Raw genomic sequence first — 17503 nt, forward strand, 5'->3', positions numbered from 1 at the left:
GTCGGGAAGCGCAATGGAACAGGAGGGGGAGTCAGGAGGTGTCGGTCACTCAACCGCCATGACCCTTCTTCGTATCATCGGAATCATGCCGTTGACCAACGGATCCCGGGGTTTCGGCGCAAGGGTTCAGGTTGTGTTCAGGCCCGCCAAGGCCCTTGGCAACTCCTGCACCAGAAGCCCCAAAGCAATGGCAAAAACACCTGTGACCAGGGCAGTTCGCCATGTCATCGTGCGGGCATGACCACAGAGCACCTCACCCACCATCGTCACGCCACCGGCGCCACCCAGTTGGCGAACAAGGTTCCGGAAGTCACCGTCTACTTCTGGGTGATCAAGGTGCTGACCACCGGCATGGGTGAGACCGCCTCGGACCTCCTCGCCAAGAAGCTCGGGCCGATCCCCGCCGTCGGCCTCGGCGGGCTGGCCCTCGTAGCGGCGCTCGTCCTCCAGCTCACCGCCCGCCGCTACGTCGCCTGGATCTACTGGACGGCGGTCGTCATGGTCAGCGTGTTCGGCACGATGGCCGCCGACGTCCTGCACGTCGGCCTCGGCGTCCCGTACACCATCTCGACCCCGTTCTTCATGGTCGCGCTGGCCGCCGTGTTCGCCCTCTGGTACGCCAGCGAGAAGACTCTCTCCATCCACAGCATCCGTACCCGCCGCCGCGAGATCTTCTACTGGGCCACCGTCCTGGCCACCTTCGCGCTCGGCACCGCCGCCGGTGACCTCTCCGCCACGATCGGCCTCGGCTACCTCGGCTCGGCCGTCCTGTACGCCGTCGCCATCGCCGTGCCGGCCGTCATGCACAAGTGGGGCGCTCTCAACGCCGTGGCCGCCTTCTGGGCGGCGTACGTCATCACCCGACCGCTCGGCGCCTCGGTCGCCGACTGGATGGCCCTGAGTCACGCCCGCGGCGGCCTCGCCCTCGGTCTGGGCCCCGTCACCCTGTCCTGGACCGTCGCCATCATCGGGTTCGTCGGCTACCTGGCCGTCTCGCGGGGCGACGTCCGGGACGCCGAGCGTCTCGCGTAGGACACTGGCCGTGCGGGCGTGACCGCCACGGGCTTGCGGGTGAGGAGGGTGCGCCATGGGGCATCCGGTCGACCGCCGAGCACTGCTGCTGGGTGCGGGCGGGGCACTGATGGCCGCGGCCGTCGGCTGCTCCCGGTCGGGAACAGCGAAGACGCGGGCCGAACCGTCGTCCTCGTCCACCGCGGCCTCCGCACCCACGACTTCCGCCCCCTCCGCGTCGCCTTCCGCCGCCCCGTCCCTCCCCTCGACCGCGGCCTGGCGCCCGAACCGCGGTGACGTCGAACCCGCCGTGAAGCTGCGGGCGGTACGGGTCGTGGAGGCCATCGGCGCCTGGACGGCCGGGCAGGGCGGCGCCCCGGCGGCGCGGAAGCGGTTGGCCGCACTCGGCGCGGCGCCCTCGCTGGTGGACCAGGCGGGCGCCCTGCTGTCCTCGGCCGACGAGGCCGCGCTCGAAGTGGTGGACGCGCAGTACGGCGGCATCCTGGCGGACTCCGCGAGCGTGCTGGTGGTGTGCCGTCAGCGGACCCCGGGGCACACCGGCGGCACCACCGTCGACGTACGGCTGTCCCGGGCACTGCCCCGGTGGACCGTCACGGCCCTCCACCCGGCGCGGCCCGGTGCCGCCGCCGCGTCACTCCCCACCGCCGTCGAACAGGTGCTGGCCGACCCCCGCATCGTGCTGCCGCCCGCCGCACGGGCCGACCTGCGCAGCGGGAACGTCCACGCGAGCGTGGCACGGGCACTGCTGGAGCTGGCCGGGACGTACCGGATGTACCTGAGCGTGGTCCGCTCCGGGCATCCATTGGACGTGTTCGGCACCAGCCGGTCCAGTGACCATCCGCGCGGTCGGGCCTTCGACGTGTGGCAGATCGACGGGCACGCGGTCGTCGATCCCGGGACGTCGCGGCGGCTGGTCGAGGCGTTCATGCGGGACGCGGCGGCGGCCGGGTCGTACAACGTGGGCGGGCCGGTGCTGCCGGCGGGCGGTTCGGGCAATCAGTTCTTCTCGGACGACACCCACCACGACCATGTGCACGTGGGGTTCACCACCTGACGCCCGCACCGCGCTCCCGCCACGCCTCAGCAGATCCTCGGCAGCTGTTCGCCGATCGGCAGGTCGACCACCCGGGTGCCGCCCAGCCCGGTGCGGGCCACCACCATCCCCGGATGGGCGTCCACGACCTCGCCGATGATCCTGGACTCCGTACCCAGCGGGTGCGCCCGCATGGCGTCCAGGACGGCGTCGGCATGCTCGCGCGGCACGAACGCCACCAACTTGCCCTCGTTGGCGACGTACATGGGGTCGAGGCCCAGCACGGCGCAGGCGTTGGCGACGGCCGGCGGGACCGGGACGTCGCGTTCCCTGATGGCGACCCCGGTGCCCGAGGCCGCCGCGATCTCGTTCAGCGCGGCCGCCAGCCCGCCGCGGGTGGGATCGCGCAGGACGTGCAGGTCCGGGGTGACGGCGAGCATGGCGCCGACCAGACCGCCGAGCGCCGCGCAGTCGCTCTCGATCTCCACCCCGAACTCCAGGCCCTCGCGGACGCTCATGATCGCCACACCGTGCACGCCGATCGCACCGCTGACCATCACGACATCGCCGGGCACGACCCGCTGCGGGCGCAGGTCCACGCCCGCCGGGATGAGACCGATCCCGGCCGTGTTGATGAAGATGCCGTCGCCGTGACCGGCCTCCACCACCTTGGTGTCGCCGGTCGCCACCTCGACGCCCGCGGTCCGCGCCGCCGCACCGAGCGCTTCGGCCACGCGGGCGACGGTCTCCATCTCGACGCCCTCCTCCAGGATGAAGCCGCAGGAGAGGTACGCGGCCCGGGCGCCACTCATGGCGAGGTCGTTGACGGTGCCGTTGACGGCGAGGTCGCCGATGCTGCCGCCTGGGAAGAACAGCGGCCGTACCACGAAGGAGTCGGTGGAGAAGGCCAGGCGGACACCGCCCAGCGACAGTGCCGCGGCGTCGCCCATCTGGGCGAGCACATCACCGCCGTAGGCCGGCGCGAAGATGTGCTGGACGAGTTCGGCGGAGAGCGCCCCGCCCCCGCCGTGGCCCATGACGACACGGGACTGGTCGCGCAGCGGCGCCGGGCAGGTCCAGGCCGCGGGGTCGGGTACGGGCGTACGCGACGTACGCGGCGTATGTGGTGTAGGTGGTGTAGGTGGTGTACGAAGATCGGTGGTGCCGGTGGTCTCAGACAACGGGGGTCGCCTTCCGGGGCGCGGGGGTGATGTCCAGGCGCCGGTAGAGGTAGTACGCGGCGCAGGCGCCCTCGCTGGAGACCATGGTGGCGCCGAGCGGGGTGCGGGGGGTGCAGAGCGTGCCGAACGCCTCGCACTCGTGCGGCTTGAGCAGGCCCTGCAGGACCTCGCCGCTGCGGCATTCGGCCGGTTCGCGGGTCTGGATGCCGTCGACCGAGAAGCGGTACTCGGCGTCGTAGTCACGGTATTTCGGGGCCAGCCGCCAGCCGCTGTCCGGAATCACTCCGATGCCGCGCCAGGCCCGGTCGGTGACCTCGAAGACGTCCTCCAGCATGGCCCGCGCGGCCGGATTCCCTTCCGGACGAACGGCTCGCGGGTAGGCGTTGTCGACGCTGTGTTCGCCGCGCTCCAGTTGCCTCACGGTCCTGCGCACGCCTTCGAGGATGTCCAGGGGCTCGAATCCGGTCACGACGATCGGAACACGGAAGCGCTCCGCCAGCTCCGGGTACTCCCCCACCCCCATCACACTGCACACGTGCCCGGCCGCCAGGAAGCCCTGGACGCGGCAGCTCGGCGACCGCATGATCGCCTCGATGGCGGGCGGTACGCGCACATGGGACACCAGCAGACTGAAGTTCGGGATGCCGAGCTTGCGGGCCTGGTACACCGTCATCGCGTTGGGCGGCGCCGTCGTCTCGAAGCCGATGCCGAAGAAGACCACCTCGCGGTCCGGGTTCCGCCGGGCGATCCGCAGGGCGTCCAGCGGCGAGTACACGACCCGGACGTCGCCGCCCGCTCCGCGCACCTGGAACAGGTCCCGTCCCGTGCCGGGAACCCGGAGCATGTCGCCGAAGGAGCAGAAGATCACCCCCGGGCGGGAGGCGATCTCCAGCGCCTTGTCGATGACCTCCAAGGGGGTCACACACACCGGACAGCCCGGACCGTGGATCAACTCGACCTGGTCCGGCAGGAGTTGGTCGATCCCGTGGCGGATGATGGTGTGCGTCTGTCCACCGCAGACCTCCATCAGCGCCCATGGCCTGGTCACCGTGGAGTGGATGTCGTCGAGCAGCCGGCGCGCCAGGTCGGGGTCCTGGAACTCGTCGATGTACTTCATTTGCGCGCATCCTCTCCCGCTGGCGGCAGGGCCGCGCCCGCCTCCCCGGCCATGTCCCAGGGGTCGCCGAACTCCTCCTGCAGCAGGCCGAGGGTGGCGAACAGCTCGAGCGTCTGCTTCGCCGACTCCTCGTCGAGGCGCTGCAGGGCGAATCCGACGTGGACAATGGCGTACTCGCCGACCTGGAGGTCGGGCAGGTACTCCAGGCACACCTCCTTGACCACCCCGCCGAAGTCGACGTTGGCCATCCGGGTGCCGTCACGTTCCTCGATGTCCAGCACTCTGCCGGGTACCGCCAGGCACATGGGCCTCTCCTCGCTGTCGGTCAGTCGTTGGCTCGGGTACGGTCCTCGGCGCGCGCGGCCACCACGAGCTGGCCGAGGGCCAGACCGCCGTCGCCCGGCGGGACCAGGTGGTGGCGCAGGACCGTGAAGCCGTCCGCGTCCAGGGTCGCCGCGCAGGCCGAGGAGAGCAGGGAGTTGGCGAACACACCGCCGGTCAGGGCGACGGTCTCCACTCCGTGCCGCTCCCTCGCCAGCGCACAGACCTGGTGTACGAGTCCGGCGACGGCCCGGTGGAACCGCGCCGCGACCACGGCGGGCCCCGCACCTGCCCGCAGGTCATCGACGATCGCCGCAAGCACGGGTGCCGGGTCCGCGAGAACAGGGCCCGGATCCACAAGGACGCGTGCGTCATTCGCTGACAGCCCGCCGTCGGTCGGCTCGGTCGGCCGTAGCGCGAACGCGTAGGCGACCGGGTCCCCGGCGGGAGCCCGCAGCGCGGCGGCCTCCCACTCGACCGCCGCCTGGGCCTCGTATCCGGACCGGTGGCAGACGCCCGCGAGGGAGGACACCGCGTCGAAGAGCCGGCCCATGCTGGAGGTGGGGACACAGTTCAGGTCGCGCTCCAACTGCCGCCGCAGCACCAGCCGTTCGTCGGGCGGGCAGGCGGCCACGCAGGCCAGGTCGTCCGACCAGGCGATCCCGGCCGCACGCAGGTGCGCGAGCGCCATCCGGTACGGCCGCCGCACCGCCGCGTCGCCACCGGGCAGCGGCACATACGCGAGATGCCCGAACCGGGTGAAGCCGTCGTAGTCCGCGAGCAGGATCTCCCCGCCCCACACCGCCCCGTCGTCGCCATAGCCCGTGCCGTCGAAAGCGACCCCGATCACCGGCCGGCTGCCGTCCAGCCCCTGTTCCGCCATCGCGGCGGCGACATGGGCGTGATGGTGCTGGACGCGTACGACGGCCCGGCCCGTCGCGTTCCGGTCGGCCCACTGGGCCGAGCGGTACCCGGGGTGCCGGTCGGCCGCCAGGAGTTGTGGCCGCACCGGGGTGATCGACTCCAGTTGTGTCACGGCGTGTTCGAAGGCGCGCTGGGTGGCGAGGTCGTCCATGTCCCCGATGTGGGCGGACAGCCAGGCCTGGCGGCCCTCGCCCAGGCAGAGCGCGTTCTTGAGGTCCCCGCCGGTGGCGAGAGCCGGGCGCACGGGCACCGGAAGGGTCAGCGGCAGGGGCGCGTAGCCGCGGGCGCGGCGCACCAGCAGCGGTTCGCCGTCGCACACGCGCACCACGGAGTCGTCGCACGGCACATGGATCGGCCGGTCGTGGGTGAGCCAGCCGTCGGCCAGGTGCGCCAGCCGCTCCAGCGCCTCCCCGTCGTCGGTGACGATCGGCTCACCGGACACATTGCCGCTGGTCATGACGAGCAGCCGGGGTCCCTCGGCGTCGCCGGGCAGGCCGAACAGCAGATGGTGCAGGGGGGTGTAAGGCAGCATGACGCCGAGGTCGGGGCTGCCGGGCGCGACCGGTTCGGCGGGCCGTGGTGCCCCCGGCGCGACCGGCGTCTCCGGCACAAGCGACGACTCCGGCTCGACCGGTGTCCGCGTACGGCGGCGCAGCAGCACGATGGGGCGGGTGGCGCCGGTGAGCAGGCTCCGCTCCTCGGGGCTGAGCCGGACGAGGTGCTCGATGTCGTCGAGGCTCCGGGCCATGACGGCGAACGGCTTGTCCCCCCTGGCCTTTCGGCGGCGCAGCACGGCGACGGCTGCGGAATCCGTGGCGTCGCAGGCCAGGTGGTAGCCGCCCAGGCCCTTGACCGCGAGGATCGCGCCGCTCGCCAGAAGCCTGCGGGCCTCGGCCACCGGATCCGCCTCGGCGACGGGCGCCGGAGGGCCGCTCACGCCCGGCCGGGCAAGGAGCAGCCGCAGTCGTGGGCCGCAGGCCGGGCAGGCGACGGGTTGCGCGTGGAAGCGCCGGTCGGCGGGATCGGCGTACTCGCGGGCGCAGTCGGAGCACATCGGGAAGCCGGCCATGGTGGTGTGGGCGCGGTCGTACGGCAGCCCGGTGACGATCGTGAACCGGGGCCCGCAGTGCGTGCAGTTGATGAAGGGATGGCGGTGGCGCCGGTCGGCGGGGTCGGCGAGCTCGCGCAGGCACGCGGCGCAGGTCGCGGTGTCCGGCGGGATCAGCGTCCTGGCCGGTCCGTCCGTGCGGGAGGCGAGGATGGTGAACGCCGCCCCGCCGGTGACGGGCACCTCCTGGTGGTCGACGGAGTCCACGCGGGCCAGCGGCGGTGCCTGGGCGGCGATTCGTTCGCAGAACCGGGCGACGGCCGCGGGAGCTCCCTCGACCTCCGCGATGACGCCTTCCGGGGTGTTGGTCACGTGCCCGGACAGGTCCAGGCCGGTGGCGAGCGTGTAGACGTACGGCCGGAAGCCGACGCCCTGCACCACGCCCCGCACGACGACCCGGCGGCGCCGCGGCGTCTCATCGGCGACGGCGGTCGGGGACGGCGGACCGCTCACGAGCGGGACTGCGCCACGGCGCCGGTACCGTGCGGGTGCTCATGACCGTGGCCGTGGCCGTGATCGTGGGTATGTGAGGAGCCGTCCGTTCGGCGCGCCATGACGGGGGTGTGGAGCGGCGCGCCGTCCGCGGCCTCCAGTGCCCGGTCGAGCAGGGCACCGACGCCCCGGTCCCGGCGGGCCGAGGTCAGCAGCACGTCCACTCCCGGGTTGACCCGCTCGACGTTCGCGCGAAACGCCGCCTCGTCGAACTCGACGGCCTCGGCGATGTCGGTCTTGGTGACCACCACCAGGTGGGCGAGGCCGAAGGCGGTGGGGTATTTCAGCGGCTTGTCCTCGCCCTCGGTCACGGAGGCGAGCACGACGCGCAGGGTCTCCCCGAGGTCGTAGGAGGCCGGGCAGACGAGGTTGCCGACGTTCTCCACGAACAGCAGCCGGGTGCCGTCGGGCAGCCAGCCGTCCAGGTGGCGGCCGAGCATCCCGGCCTCCAGGTGGCACAGCCCGTCCGTGAGGACCTGTCTGACCGGGACGCCCGAGCGCGCCAGCCGCTCCGCGTCGTTCTCGGTGGCGAGGTCGGCGGTGAGCGCCGCGACCGGCACGGACCGCTTGCGCGCCAGCGCCAATTCCTTTTCCAGCAGGGCGGTCTTGCCGCTGCCGGGGCTGGACAGCAGGTTGACGACCGTGGTGCCGCGGGCCGCCAGTGCGGCGCGCAGGGTGTGCGCGCTCTCGTCGTTCTTGGCCAGGACGGCCTGCTGCAGGTCGACCACACGGCACATGGTTCTCAAGCCTCCTCGGGGATCGGTTCGCGGGTGGGTGCGGGCGTCGGGCCGTCCTCCCACCGCACGCTGACGATCTGTAGTTCACGGCCCGTCAGCAGGTCGGTGGTGGCGCCGCCGCAGCGCGGGCAGCTCAGCAGGGGCGGCATACCGACGGCCCATTCGTGCGCGCAGGGTGCGCAACGGGCTCGTCCCGGAACCGCGTCGGTGACCAGTTCGGCGCCTTCCAGCACGGTTCCGGCGCAGGCCAGTTCGAAGCAGAAGGAGAGTGCGTCGGGTACGACACCGGCCAACTCGCCCACCTGAAGCCGCACCGAGCGCACGGCCGTGACGTCACCGGCCCGCTCCGCCGCCTCTTCCACCTGGCCGATCACCGCCAGCGCGATGGACATCTCGTGCATCGATCGGTCTCCGTCCCGGCGGAGGCCTGTCGGTCGGGCAGGGCGTCCGCCGCCCCTCATTAGAGGGGAGGCGTCCGAGGGCGCCGGACCGGCACGCCGTCCCGCCCGGCCGCGTTAAGCCGTTCGCCGCAACGGCCCGTCACATGTTGTGCATCCGCAGGTAGCGCCTGATGTCGGGCAGGGACTGCACGACGACGACGGCGACAACGGCGGCCACCACGCCGCCGATGAGGGTCTTGATCATTGCGTCTCTCCTCACTTCGCGGCGTCTACGGCCGTGGCCCGCGGCGCGGACTCTCCCGGCTCGTCGGCCCGCAGCAACTCTTCGATCAGCCGGACGGCCTCCGGTACGGCGGCGGAGACCGGCGGGCTGAGACCGATGCCCTCCTCCACCGAGGCGGGTTCGCATCCGACCACCAGCGTGCGCCGTGGCGGTTGCCCGCCGGCTGCGGCACAGAGCGTCCCCAGCAGTGCGAGCACGGCGTCGGGGGTCATCCGGTGGCCGTCGAGCGGTACGCCGTGCGGCTCGCCCGCGTCGGCGCCGTCGTGCTCGATGACGTACAGGGTGCCGGGTGCCTCGCCGCGTGCGGTGGCGTCGACCAGGATCAGGGTGTCGTAGCCGTCGAGGACCTGGTACGCGAGGTGCACGCCCCGTACGCCGATGTCCACGGCCTCGACGTGCGGGGGCAGTCGCCGCCCGGCGAGGGCACGTACGGTCTCGACGCCGAAGCCGTCGTCGCCGAGGAGGATGTTCCCGATTCCGGCGACAAGGACCTTGCCGTTCTCCTGGCGGGGTGGGTCCACTGGCAGGCTCATGCCTCGTCCTCCAGCGGGGTGATCTCGTCGGGCTGGAAGTACAGGAAGCGGCCCTGTTCGCGGCGGACGTCGGCGCCCGGATCGTCCTCGACCGTCACCGCCAGGTGCACTGCGCCGTCCACGTCGTGCAGGACGGCCTCGATCTTCGCGGTCCGCCCCGCCAGGAACAGGTCCTGTGCGTCGGTGCGGCGCAGGCCCGGTCGCAGCAGCACCCGGCTTCCCGCGCCCAGTGACCGGCCGTCGACGACGATCCGGTCGTGTCCCGGGTCGAAGCCGGCCTCGCTCGCCGGGTCCCACCAGGGGGTGTCCGGACGCGGAACGCCGTACTCGTCGGGGAAGGCGTCCGCGGTCGGCGCGGGAGCCGACCCGGTCACCTCGCGCAGACCGCGCACCGCCCCGTGCAGGCGCTCCAGGACCTCGGGGGGCATCGTGTCCGCCAGGTCGATCACGGCGGCCGCACGCTCGTCGGTGCCCCGGGCCTCGCGCTTCTCCTCGTCGGTGAGCGCGGCCGTGCGCAGGGTGAGGATCTCGTCGATCTCGGTGGCGTCGTACAGGGCCCCGGGGCTCTCCGGGGCGATGGCCGGGTGGTCCTCCAGGATGATCGGGGAGGACAACACCACATCCGTGCGGCCGGGTTCGCCGGCGAGCACGGGCCAGGTGTGCAGATTGCGGCAGGACGCGATCGCGCCCTTCGCCCACTCGGGGGGATCGGTCATCGACAGGAACGACCCGGCGCTCAGGCCCATGAGGAGGTGGGCGGCGACCAGGGAGCGCGGGAGCGCCGCGTCCCGGCCGGCGGCCGTGCCGTCCGGGGGTGTCCAGGTGCTGGTGTTCTCCACGATCGCGGTCAGCCGCAGGACCCGGTAGGGCCCGTCGAGTGCGCGGGCCGACAGCCGCAGGGCGCCGTTGATCTCCTCGTGGCGGCGGACCAGGCGACCGACGGCGGCGCCGGTCTCGTCCAGGACGGGCTCGGTCTCCTCGCCGGCGGGTCGGTCGAAGGGGACCCTGACTCCGTCTCCCAGGAGTTCGTCGACCGGCACGACCGCCTCGACGCGTTCCTCGGTTCCCTCGTCCCAGGGGACCAGGATCCGGTCGCCGAGCCGGAGTTCGGGGACCGTGTCGAAGCCGCCGTCGGGGCGCACCTGTTGGACCGTGCGCCGCCGGACGCGCAGGAAGCGCAGTTCGACCGCGAGGGTGGCGTCCGCCTTGGGTTCCATCAGGCATTCGGTGTGCTGGAAGTCGTGCTCCTCGCAGTCGGCGCCCCAGTCGGGCGGGACGAGCACGCCGAACTGCCAGCGCAGCCGGTTCTTGGCCGCCGAGGCCCGGTAGGGGTAGAGCACATAGCCCTCGAAGAGGACGGCGTCGGCCACCTGCCGGGCGAGGGCGAGGCGTGCCTCGGTCTCCGGGGCGAACGTGGTCACGCTCACGGAGCGGTCCTTCCCGTGGTGCCGGTGAGGGCGAGACCCGGCCGCCGGGGTGGGTCGGGGGGCGCCGTGCCGCTCTCGTCGAGCAGCGCCCGCACGGTCGCCTCCCAGGAGGGCAGCGCCCGTCGGGAGCGGAAGGCGAGCAGGGCGTCCATGGTGTCGCGGGGCAGCCGGAGCCAGCCGCAGCCGGGGAAGTGCTGCTCGACCATCTCCCGCCAGGTGGCCACCGGCATACGGAACACCGCCTCCCGGTCCCACGGGACGGGTTCGACACGGAATCCGCCCGCTCCGGTGAACGCCGTGCCGGAGAAGAGCATCAGCAGCGGCACCTCGCCGCTCGTGAGCGCGGCGAAGTAGCGGGTCGCGGCGATGTCCATGTCGTAGGTGCAGGGCACCACGAGGTCCGTCTCGGTCTCCCCGGTGAAGGCCGGGACCATGACGGAGACCTGCGCGAACTGCACCGGCTGGAGGGTGCTGCCCCACCGCGAGCGCTCCCCGAAGAGGTCGGCGAGGCCCTCGGCCTCTTCGGGCTCGTAGCCGCGCCGGGCGGGCTCGATACGGATCTGGCAGCGCAGTGCGATCGCGTGGACCGGTTCGTCGCCGGTCGCGGTGACGCGCAGCCGGAAGACGAGGGTCGGTCCGGCGGCGAACCGGTCGGCGCGCACGCCGTCGCAGGCGAAGGAGAACTCCGTCATGGCCGCCCCTCCTGGCCCACGGTCCGGGCGCGGCGCGCGACCTGCTCGAAGAAGGCGTCGAGGGCCGCGCGGGCCTCGGCCCCGCCGTCGAAGCCCTGCCACAACAGGCGCATCCGTCCGACCAGTTCGTAGCAGATGTCGATGGGCACGAGGTAGCACGAGCAGCGGCCGTCGCCGCGGCGCAGCAGCAGCGCCTCCACATCGGGTTCGAGCAGCTCGGCGAGGCGGCTGTCGCCGAGAACGGCCGTCCAGGTCGCCGGATCGAGCTCGCTCTCGGTGGCACCGGCGGGGCTCGGATAGAGGGCCACCAGCCGGTCGAGCGCGGCGTTGCGGAAGAAGAAGGCGACGCCGACCGGGATCTGCAGCGCCTCCCAGGCGCGGTCGTCGAGGCGGTGGTCCGGGTCGGTGAGGTAGCGGTCCGGCACCGCGCGGAAGCGGCCGAGGGCGGTGCCCTGCTGTTCCATCAGCAGGGCACAGGGCGTACAGGCGCAGACGATGGCCCGCTGCTCGGTGTCCACCAGGTGGCGGTGGTGCGCTTCGTCCACGGCCGCCGCGCAGAGGCCGCACCGCTCCGGCCGCGGCTCGCGCCCGGTCAGGAATCTGCGCAGCCCTGAGCCGCGGACGGCCGGGCCGGGGGCGAGGGGCGCGCTCATGGGGCCTTCGCCGGAGCAGGGCGGGCGGGCGTGGCGCGGGGCCCGGGGCCGTTGCCGATCTGGAGCAGTGCGGGCTCCCCCGGCCGGCCGGCGGGCCGCACTTCGACGGCGGTGACCTCCGGCGCGAAGCAGGCGAGCGCGTCCTCGGCCGCCTGCTGGGCCGTCGTGCCGCTTCCGGCGCAGCCGCATCCCCCGCCCGCGGCCGCCCGCAGCCGGAGGGTCCCGGTCTCCTCGTCGAAGTCCACGACCTCCAGGTCGTGGTCGCGGACGGTGTCGAGCGCGCGGCCGATACGGGTCGCCCGGTCCTCGGGGTGCAGGTCGTGCAGGACAAGGAGGCTCGCGACCAGTTCGTCGCCGAGCAGCGCCGTCGTCGGGCCGCCCGGAATCGTCCGGTTCCCTGGCACGGACAGCAGGTGGAGCGCCCGGGCCAGCCCTGCCCCGTAGAAGTCCATGAGGGCCTGGACGAGTTCCTCCGCGGCTGCGCGGGCGGCCGGGTCGCCGGTGGCGGCGAGCCGGTCGAGTACGTCCTCGATCCGCCGCCCGGTCTGTACCGCGTCCACTGTCTTCGTCGCCACCACCGTCTTCGTCGCGTCGATGGTCGTACCCGCGCTCATCCGCCCAGTCCGCTCAGGCCGGTGGGCATGTGCATCTTCTGTACGGTCTTGCCGCCACCGACGTACATGTGGACACCGCAGGGCAGACAGGGGTCGAAGCTGCGGACGGTGCGCATGATGTCGATGCCCTTGAAGTTCTCCGGGGAGTTCTCCTCGAAGATGGGCGTGTTCTGCACGGCGTCCTCGTACGGGCCGGGGGTGCCGAAGGTGTCCCGGGTGCTGGCGTTCCACGGGGTGGGCGGGTACGGATGGTAGTTGGCGATCTTGCCGTCGCGGATCACCATGTGGTGGGAGAGCACACCGCGTACCGCCTCGGTGAAGCCGACGCCGATGCTCTCGTCGGGCACCTCGAACTTCTCCCAGGTCTGGGTACGTCCGGCGCGGACCTCCTCGAGGCCCTTCTCCGCGAAGTGCAGGGCGAGGGCGGCGGTGTAGGCCTGGAAGTAGGTGCGCGCGCGGTTGCGTTCCAGCGCGTTGCTCCACTTCGGGATCTTCCACTCGAAGGTGGTCTCGGGCTTGGTCATCGTGCGGGGCAGGTTGATGACCACGCTGTTGCCGGTGGCCTTCACATAGCCGGTGTCGACGAGGCCCGACAGGGCGGTGGACCACAGGCGGGCGATGGGGCCGCCGCCGGTGTCCAGGGCGAGGTGGTCCTTTCCGTCGAACCAGCGCGGCGACATGACCCAGCTGTACTTGTCGTCGAAGTTCCGCTTCTGCGGGGCGGGGATGGTGTGCTGGTTCCAGGGATGGCGGGGGTCGACCGGGTTGCCGAGCGGGTCGTGGGTGACGAACTGCTCCTGGCCCTGCCAGTCCTCGTAGTACGAACTGCCCAGCAGGATACGGATGCCGAGGTTGATCTCGGTGAGGTCGTTGGTGACGAGCTTGCCGTCGACGACGATGCCGGGCGTGACGAACATCCGCCGGCCCCAGTCCGTCATGTTGGCGTAGGTGAAGTCGCAGTACTCGGGGTCGTTGAGCGCGCCCCAGCAGCCGAGCAGCACCCGTCGGCGCCCCACTTCCTCGTACCCGGGCAGTGCCTCGTAGAAGAAGTCGAAGAGGTCGTCGTGCAGGGGGACGACGCGCTTCATGAACTCCACGTAGCGCATCAGCCGGCTGAGGTAGTCCGTGAAGAGCTGGACGGAGGCGATGGTGCCGACGCCGCCCGGGTAGAGCGTGGAGGGGTGCACATGGCGTCCCTCCATGAGGCAGAACATCTCCCGGGTGTAGCGGCTCACCTGGAGGGCTTCGCGGTAGAACTCGCCCTCCAGGGGGTTCAGGGACCGCATGATGTCGGCGATCGTGCGGTAGCCGTGCTCCGCCGCGTGCGGGGCCTCGGTGCGCTCGGCGAGTTCGAGGACACCAGGGTTGGTCTCCTTGACCATCTTCTCGCAGTAGTCGACCCCGACCAGGTTCTCCTGGAAGATGTTGTGGTCGAACATGTACTCCGCGGACTCACCGAGGTTGATGATCCACTCACCGAGGTGCGGCGGCTTCACGCCGTACGCCATGTTCTGCGCGTACACCGAGCAGGTGGCGTGGTTGTCCCCGCAGATCCCGCAGATGCGGCTGGTGATGAAGTGCGCGTCGCGGGGGTCCTTGCCGCGCATGAAGACGCTGTAGCCGCGGAAGACGGACGAAGTGCTGTAGCACTCCGCGACACGCTTCTGCTTGAAGTCGATCTTCGTGTGGATACCCAGGCTGCCCACGATCCTTGTGATCGGGTCCCAGGACATCTCCATCAGGCCGCTACCGTCACCGGCCGGCTTCGTCTTCGGTGCCATCGTGTGTGTCGTGCCCTTCTTCGCGCGGGTGGTCCGGGAGGGTGTGGACGGGGTCGTGGGGCCCTGACTCAGGTGCGGCGGGGGTTCACCACGGCGGCCGGTATCCGGTGGTGATCTTGTCCCGCTTGTGGCGCCACTTCGGCTCCTTGTCCACGGTGTCGAGCGTGAGGGACCTGAGTCTGCGGATCACCGCCCCGTAGGCGCCGCTGGCCTTGGTGGACAAGGTCGCCCCCGGAGGCTGGTCCATGAAGGGCATGAACTTGTCCGGGAACCCGGGCATCGTGCAGGCGATGCAGATGCCGCCGACGTTGGGGCAGCCGCCGATGCCGTTCATCCAGCCGCGCTTGGGCACGTTGCACTTGACGACGGGGCCCCAACAACCCAGCTTCACCAGGCACTTGGGCGAGTCGTAGGTGGAGGCGAAGTCGCCCTGTTCGTAGTAGCCCGCGCGGTCGCAGCCCTCGTGCACGGTGGCACCGAACAGCCAGGACGGACGCAGCTTGTCGTCGAGGGGGATCATCGGGGCGGAGCCGGCCGCCTGGTAGAGCAGGTACGTGAGGGTCTCGGCGAAGTTGTCGGGCTGGATCGGGCACCCGGGGACGCACACGATGGGAATGCCGGCCTGCGACTTCCAGCCCCAGCCGAGGTAGTCGGGCACGCCCATCGCGCCGGTCGGGTTGCCCGCCATCGCGTGGATGCCGCCGTACGTGGCACAGGTCCCGATGGCGACGACGGCCAGCGCCTTGGGCGCGAGCCGGTCGATCCACTCGCTGGTGGTGATCGGCTGGCCGGTCTCGGGGTTGTCCCCGAAGCCGCACCAGTAGCCCTCCGGCTTGATCGACTCATTGGGGATGGACCCCTCGACGACCAGCACGAACGGGTCGATCTCACCCCGCTCGCCCTTGAAGAACCACTCGATGAACGTGTCCGCGCCGCCGACCGGACCGCATTCGAAGTCGATGAGGGGCCAGTGGACGGCGATCTTCGGCAGGCCCGGCAGCTCGCCGAGCGCGATCTGCTCGATGCTCGGCTGCATGGCCGCCGTCAGCGCGACGGAGTCACCGTCGCAGCTCAGCCCGGCGTTGATCCAGAGGATGTGGATCGTGGGCGTCTCGTCGGCGGGCGCACCACCGGCGTCCGTTGCGCCGGCCGTACTCGGTGTCGCCGCTGTCATGGGACCGCCTCCTCGGGGAGGTAAGGGATGAAAGCTGGTATTTCGACCATTAGTTCTCTTGCTACCAGCCAACCGGCCGGGGTGAGAGGTCATCGAGGGCCGTTCCGGTGACCCGAGCCCCTCGTGACCGGTCCGCACCCGGTACCACCCCTGGTCCCGTCCGCGCGGCCGTGGCCGCGGCGAGGCCGAGATGCGGCGGTGTGCACGAGGGGCGTTCCTTGCGGACGAAGGCGCGCCGCAGTGCGTGGTAGGGGGCGTCCGGGTCGTCGAACGTGCGGCGCATCCTGGCCAGCTCCCGCTCCCGGAACGCGGCCAGGGGTTCACCGCACTCCTGGCGGTCCAGCTCCGCCTTCTTCGCGGCGATCCGGGACCGCGATCCCGGCAGGACCGCCAGCCGGGCCGCGAGGCGGCCGACCTCCGCGCCGAAGTCCTGCGGAGCGCAGTCGATCACCCGGTCGACGAGCCCCAGGTCGCGGGCGCTCACGGCGCTCATCGGCAGGGCCTCGCGCAGCAGCCGCTCGGCCGCCGTCGCGCCCACGCGGCGCGGCAGGGTGTACGTCCAGTACTCCGAGCCGTACAGGCCCATGAGCCGGTAGTGCGGGTTCAGGACGCAGCCGGTGCGGCACCAGACCTCGTCGGCGGCGAGGGCGAGCATCACCCCGCCCGCCGCGGCGTTGCCCGCGACGGCGGAGACCACCAGCCGGTCCGTGGTGGTCAGGATCGCCTCGACGAGGTCGTCGATGGCGTTGATGTTGGCCCAGGACTCGGCGGCGGGATCCTCCGCCGCCTCGATGACGTTGAGGTGGATTCCGTTGGAGAAGCAGTCCCGTTGTCCGCCCAGCACCAGCACCGAGGTGGGCCGTGCGCACGCCTCCCGGTAGGCGTCGAGGAGGCGTCGGCACCGCGTGGTGCTCATCGCTCCGCCGGGGAACGCGAACGAGAGGAAACCGACGCTCCCGTCCTCCCGGTACCCGATGTCCGTCCAGGTGCGCCGCCGCGGGTCCGAAAACGGCGGCGTGGCGAGCTCCGGCAGGGTCGGCAGCCTGTCGCCGAGGGCCTGTACGGCGGGCAGTTTGAAGGTGGGCGGCTGCCTGGGACCGCGTCTGCGCCGCAGCTCGGGGATCCAGACGGCACCGTCCCTCGTCGCCCGGCAGATCGCACCGGCCCGGGTGGCCAGCAGCTCTCCCGGGGTGCCGCGCAGGCCGCCCTCGGGGTGGCCGCCGTGCAGGTACCATTCGGCGCCGAGCAGCACGTCGAGCACGCCGGGCTGCGAGTCCGCCGCGCGCAGCTTGCGCAGGACGGTCCGGGTGGAGTCGGCTTCCCAGTCGATCCGCCGGACACTCTGGTCGAGGTAGGGGCGGGAACGCACCGGGGCGTCCTCCGCGTGCGCCGAGCCCTGTTCGCGCGGGGTGTAGGCGCCGGAGGCGAAACGCTCGACGGCGAGCAGGACGGCCGACAGCGCGGCGTCGGCGATCTCGCCCCGGTACAGGTCGCTCTTGCCCACCGGCGGGACCGGACAGGCGACGGACGCCCAGACGTCCCCGGCGTCCATTTCCGCATCCGCCTGAAGGACCGTCACACCCCATGTGTCGGCGCCCTCCTGGATCGCCCAGTCCAGCGAGGACGGCCCCCGGTCCCCGAAGGGCCCCGGGTGGACGATGAGGCACGGGTACGCGGCCCACACCTCCCGGGGAATCGCCGTCCTCAGCATCGGCGCGAGAACGAGCTGCGGCGCGTGCCGCCGGACTGTCTCGGCCAACGGGCGGTCGGGCAGGGCGAGTTCCACCGCGACCGTGTGCCCGTGGTCACGCAGTTCGGCATGGACGCGCTGGGTGAGGCTGTTGAACGCGCTGGCCACGAGCAGGATGTGCACGGCGAGCTCCCGGCGGCGGACGATGCGGGCGGCGATGCCCCGGTCGACTGCGATGCTCGGTCACGCCCCGCCGCCCGGCCCCGGCGACAGGCGGTGGGGTCACCCGAAAGCGGGCGTAGGACCGCCA

Annotated in this window: 17 protein-coding genes; 2 read left to right on the forward strand and 15 right to left on the reverse strand. The window is 71.9% G+C overall.

Annotated elements, in window-relative coordinates:
- Positions 1-237: 237 nt before the first annotated feature.
- Entirely contained in the window at positions 238-1032 is a 795-nt protein-coding gene (locus tag OG747_RS03415; protein WP_405877635.1) for a hypothetical protein, read from the forward strand.
- 55 nt (positions 1033-1087) lie between these two features.
- Positions 1088-2086 (forward strand): hypothetical protein, encoded by a 999-nt coding sequence (locus tag OG747_RS03420; RefSeq protein ID WP_405877637.1) that lies wholly within the window; start codon positions 1088-1090, stop codon positions 2084-2086.
- A gap of 26 nt (positions 2087-2112) precedes the next feature.
- Here the strand turns inward: OG747_RS03420 and hypE are convergent, their stop codons facing one another.
- The 15 genes from hypE to OG747_RS03495 form a co-directional block, all read right to left on the reverse strand.
- Complete coding sequence (hypE, locus tag OG747_RS03425; protein ID WP_405885435.1) at positions 2113-3126, reverse strand: hydrogenase expression/formation protein HypE; 1014 nt, start codon at positions 3124-3126, stop codon at positions 2113-2115.
- Positions 3127-3238: 112 nt separating this feature from the next.
- On the reverse strand, positions 3239-4363 hold the full coding sequence (gene hypD, locus OG747_RS03430) for a hydrogenase formation protein HypD (RefSeq protein ID WP_405877639.1): 1125 nt from the start codon (positions 4361-4363) through the stop codon (positions 3239-3241).
- On the reverse strand, positions 4360-4668 hold the full coding sequence (locus OG747_RS03435) for a HypC/HybG/HupF family hydrogenase formation chaperone (protein WP_405877641.1): 309 nt from the start codon (positions 4666-4668) through the stop codon (positions 4360-4362). Before OG747_RS03435 ends, hypD begins: the two co-directional genes overlap by 4 nt.
- Positions 4669-4688: 20 nt before the next feature.
- Complete coding sequence (gene hypF, locus OG747_RS03440) at positions 4689-7169, reverse strand: carbamoyltransferase HypF (RefSeq protein WP_405877643.1); 2481 nt, start codon at positions 7167-7169, stop codon at positions 4689-4691.
- Positions 7166-7945: a hydrogenase nickel incorporation protein HypB gene (gene hypB, locus OG747_RS03445; protein WP_405877645.1), complete on the reverse strand. Its 780-nt coding sequence runs from the start codon at positions 7943-7945 to the stop codon at positions 7166-7168. Before hypB ends, hypF begins: the two co-directional genes overlap by 4 nt.
- Before the next feature lie 5 nt (positions 7946-7950).
- Positions 7951-8346: a hydrogenase maturation nickel metallochaperone HypA gene (gene hypA / locus OG747_RS03450; protein ID WP_405877647.1), complete on the reverse strand. Its 396-nt coding sequence runs from the start codon at positions 8344-8346 to the stop codon at positions 7951-7953.
- 139 nt (positions 8347-8485) lie between these two features.
- The gene (locus OG747_RS03455) at positions 8486-8590 is read right to left on the reverse strand and encodes a DUF6893 family small protein (protein ID WP_405877649.1); all 105 of its coding nucleotides are present in this window, start codon (positions 8588-8590) and stop codon (positions 8486-8488) included.
- Positions 8591-8601: 11 nt separating this feature from the next.
- Entirely contained in the window at positions 8602-9162 is a 561-nt protein-coding gene (locus OG747_RS03460; RefSeq protein WP_405877651.1) for a hydrogenase maturation protease, read from the reverse strand.
- Positions 9159-10589, reverse strand: coding sequence for a hypothetical protein (locus OG747_RS03465; RefSeq protein WP_405877653.1), 1431 nt, complete (start codon positions 10587-10589; stop codon positions 9159-9161). The genes OG747_RS03460 and OG747_RS03465 overlap by 4 nt, the downstream gene beginning before the upstream one ends.
- Positions 10586-11281, reverse strand: coding sequence for a DUF6084 family protein (locus OG747_RS03470; protein WP_405877655.1), 696 nt, complete (start codon positions 11279-11281; stop codon positions 10586-10588). The genes OG747_RS03465 and OG747_RS03470 overlap by 4 nt, the downstream gene beginning before the upstream one ends.
- Positions 11278-11934: a DUF5947 family protein gene (locus tag OG747_RS03475; protein WP_405877657.1), complete on the reverse strand. Its 657-nt coding sequence runs from the start codon at positions 11932-11934 to the stop codon at positions 11278-11280. Before OG747_RS03475 ends, OG747_RS03470 begins: the two co-directional genes overlap by 4 nt.
- Positions 11931-12548 carry a hypothetical protein gene (locus OG747_RS03480; protein ID WP_405877659.1) on the reverse strand — a complete coding sequence of 206 codons (618 nt, stop codon included), beginning with the start codon at positions 12546-12548 and terminating at the stop codon, positions 11931-11933. The genes OG747_RS03475 and OG747_RS03480 overlap by 4 nt, the downstream gene beginning before the upstream one ends.
- Positions 12545-14329, reverse strand: coding sequence for a nickel-dependent hydrogenase large subunit (locus OG747_RS03485; protein ID WP_405877661.1), 1785 nt, complete (start codon positions 14327-14329; stop codon positions 12545-12547). Before OG747_RS03485 ends, OG747_RS03480 begins: the two co-directional genes overlap by 4 nt.
- 85 nt (positions 14330-14414) lie before the next feature.
- On the reverse strand, positions 14415-15503 hold the full coding sequence (locus OG747_RS03490) for a hydrogenase expression protein HypE (RefSeq protein ID WP_405877663.1): 1089 nt from the start codon (positions 15501-15503) through the stop codon (positions 14415-14417).
- A gap of 61 nt (positions 15504-15564) precedes the next feature.
- A complete protein-coding gene (locus OG747_RS03495) occupies positions 15565-17376 on the reverse strand; it encodes a hydrogenase maturation protein (RefSeq protein WP_405877665.1) in 1812 nt (603 codons plus the stop codon).
- Between the last annotated feature and the right edge of the window lie 127 nt (positions 17377-17503).

Origin of the sequence: Streptomyces sp. NBC_01384, assembly GCF_045040035.1 — a bacterium.
GTDB lineage: Bacteria > Actinomycetota > Actinomycetes > Streptomycetales > Streptomycetaceae > Streptomyces.

Bases quoted from the DNA above. Each gene is read 5' to 3' on its own strand.
- OG747_RS03415 (WP_405877635.1), top strand. From the start codon at position 238: ATGACCACAGAGCACCTCACCCACCATCGTCACGCCACCGGCGCCACC.
- OG747_RS03420 (WP_405877637.1), top strand. From the start codon at position 1,088: ATGGGGCATCCGGTCGACCGCCGAGCACTGCTGCTGGGTGCGGGCGGG.
- hypD (WP_405877639.1), bottom strand. From the start codon at position 4,363: ATGAAGTACATCGACGAGTTCCAGGACCCCGACCTGGCGCGCCGGCTG.
- OG747_RS03435 (WP_405877641.1), bottom strand. From the start codon at position 4,668: ATGTGCCTGGCGGTACCCGGCAGAGTGCTGGACATCGAGGAACGTGAC.
- hypB (WP_405877645.1), bottom strand. From the start codon at position 7,945: ATGTGCCGTGTGGTCGACCTGCAGCAGGCCGTCCTGGCCAAGAACGAC.
- hypA (WP_405877647.1), bottom strand. From the start codon at position 8,346: ATGCACGAGATGTCCATCGCGCTGGCGGTGATCGGCCAGGTGGAAGAG.
- OG747_RS03455 (WP_405877649.1), bottom strand. From the start codon at position 8,590: ATGATCAAGACCCTCATCGGCGGCGTGGTGGCCGCCGTTGTCGCCGTC.
- OG747_RS03460 (WP_405877651.1), bottom strand. From the start codon at position 9,162: ATGAGCCTGCCAGTGGACCCACCCCGCCAGGAGAACGGCAAGGTCCTT.
- OG747_RS03470 (WP_405877655.1), bottom strand. From the start codon at position 11,281: ATGACGGAGTTCTCCTTCGCCTGCGACGGCGTGCGCGCCGACCGGTTC.
- OG747_RS03475 (WP_405877657.1), bottom strand. From the start codon at position 11,934: ATGAGCGCGCCCCTCGCCCCCGGCCCGGCCGTCCGCGGCTCAGGGCTG.
- OG747_RS03480 (WP_405877659.1), bottom strand. From the start codon at position 12,548: ATGAGCGCGGGTACGACCATCGACGCGACGAAGACGGTGGTGGCGACG.
- OG747_RS03485 (WP_405877661.1), bottom strand. From the start codon at position 14,329: ATGGCACCGAAGACGAAGCCGGCCGGTGACGGTAGCGGCCTGATGGAG.
- OG747_RS03490 (WP_405877663.1), bottom strand. From the start codon at position 15,503: ATGACAGCGGCGACACCGAGTACGGCCGGCGCAACGGACGCCGGTGGT.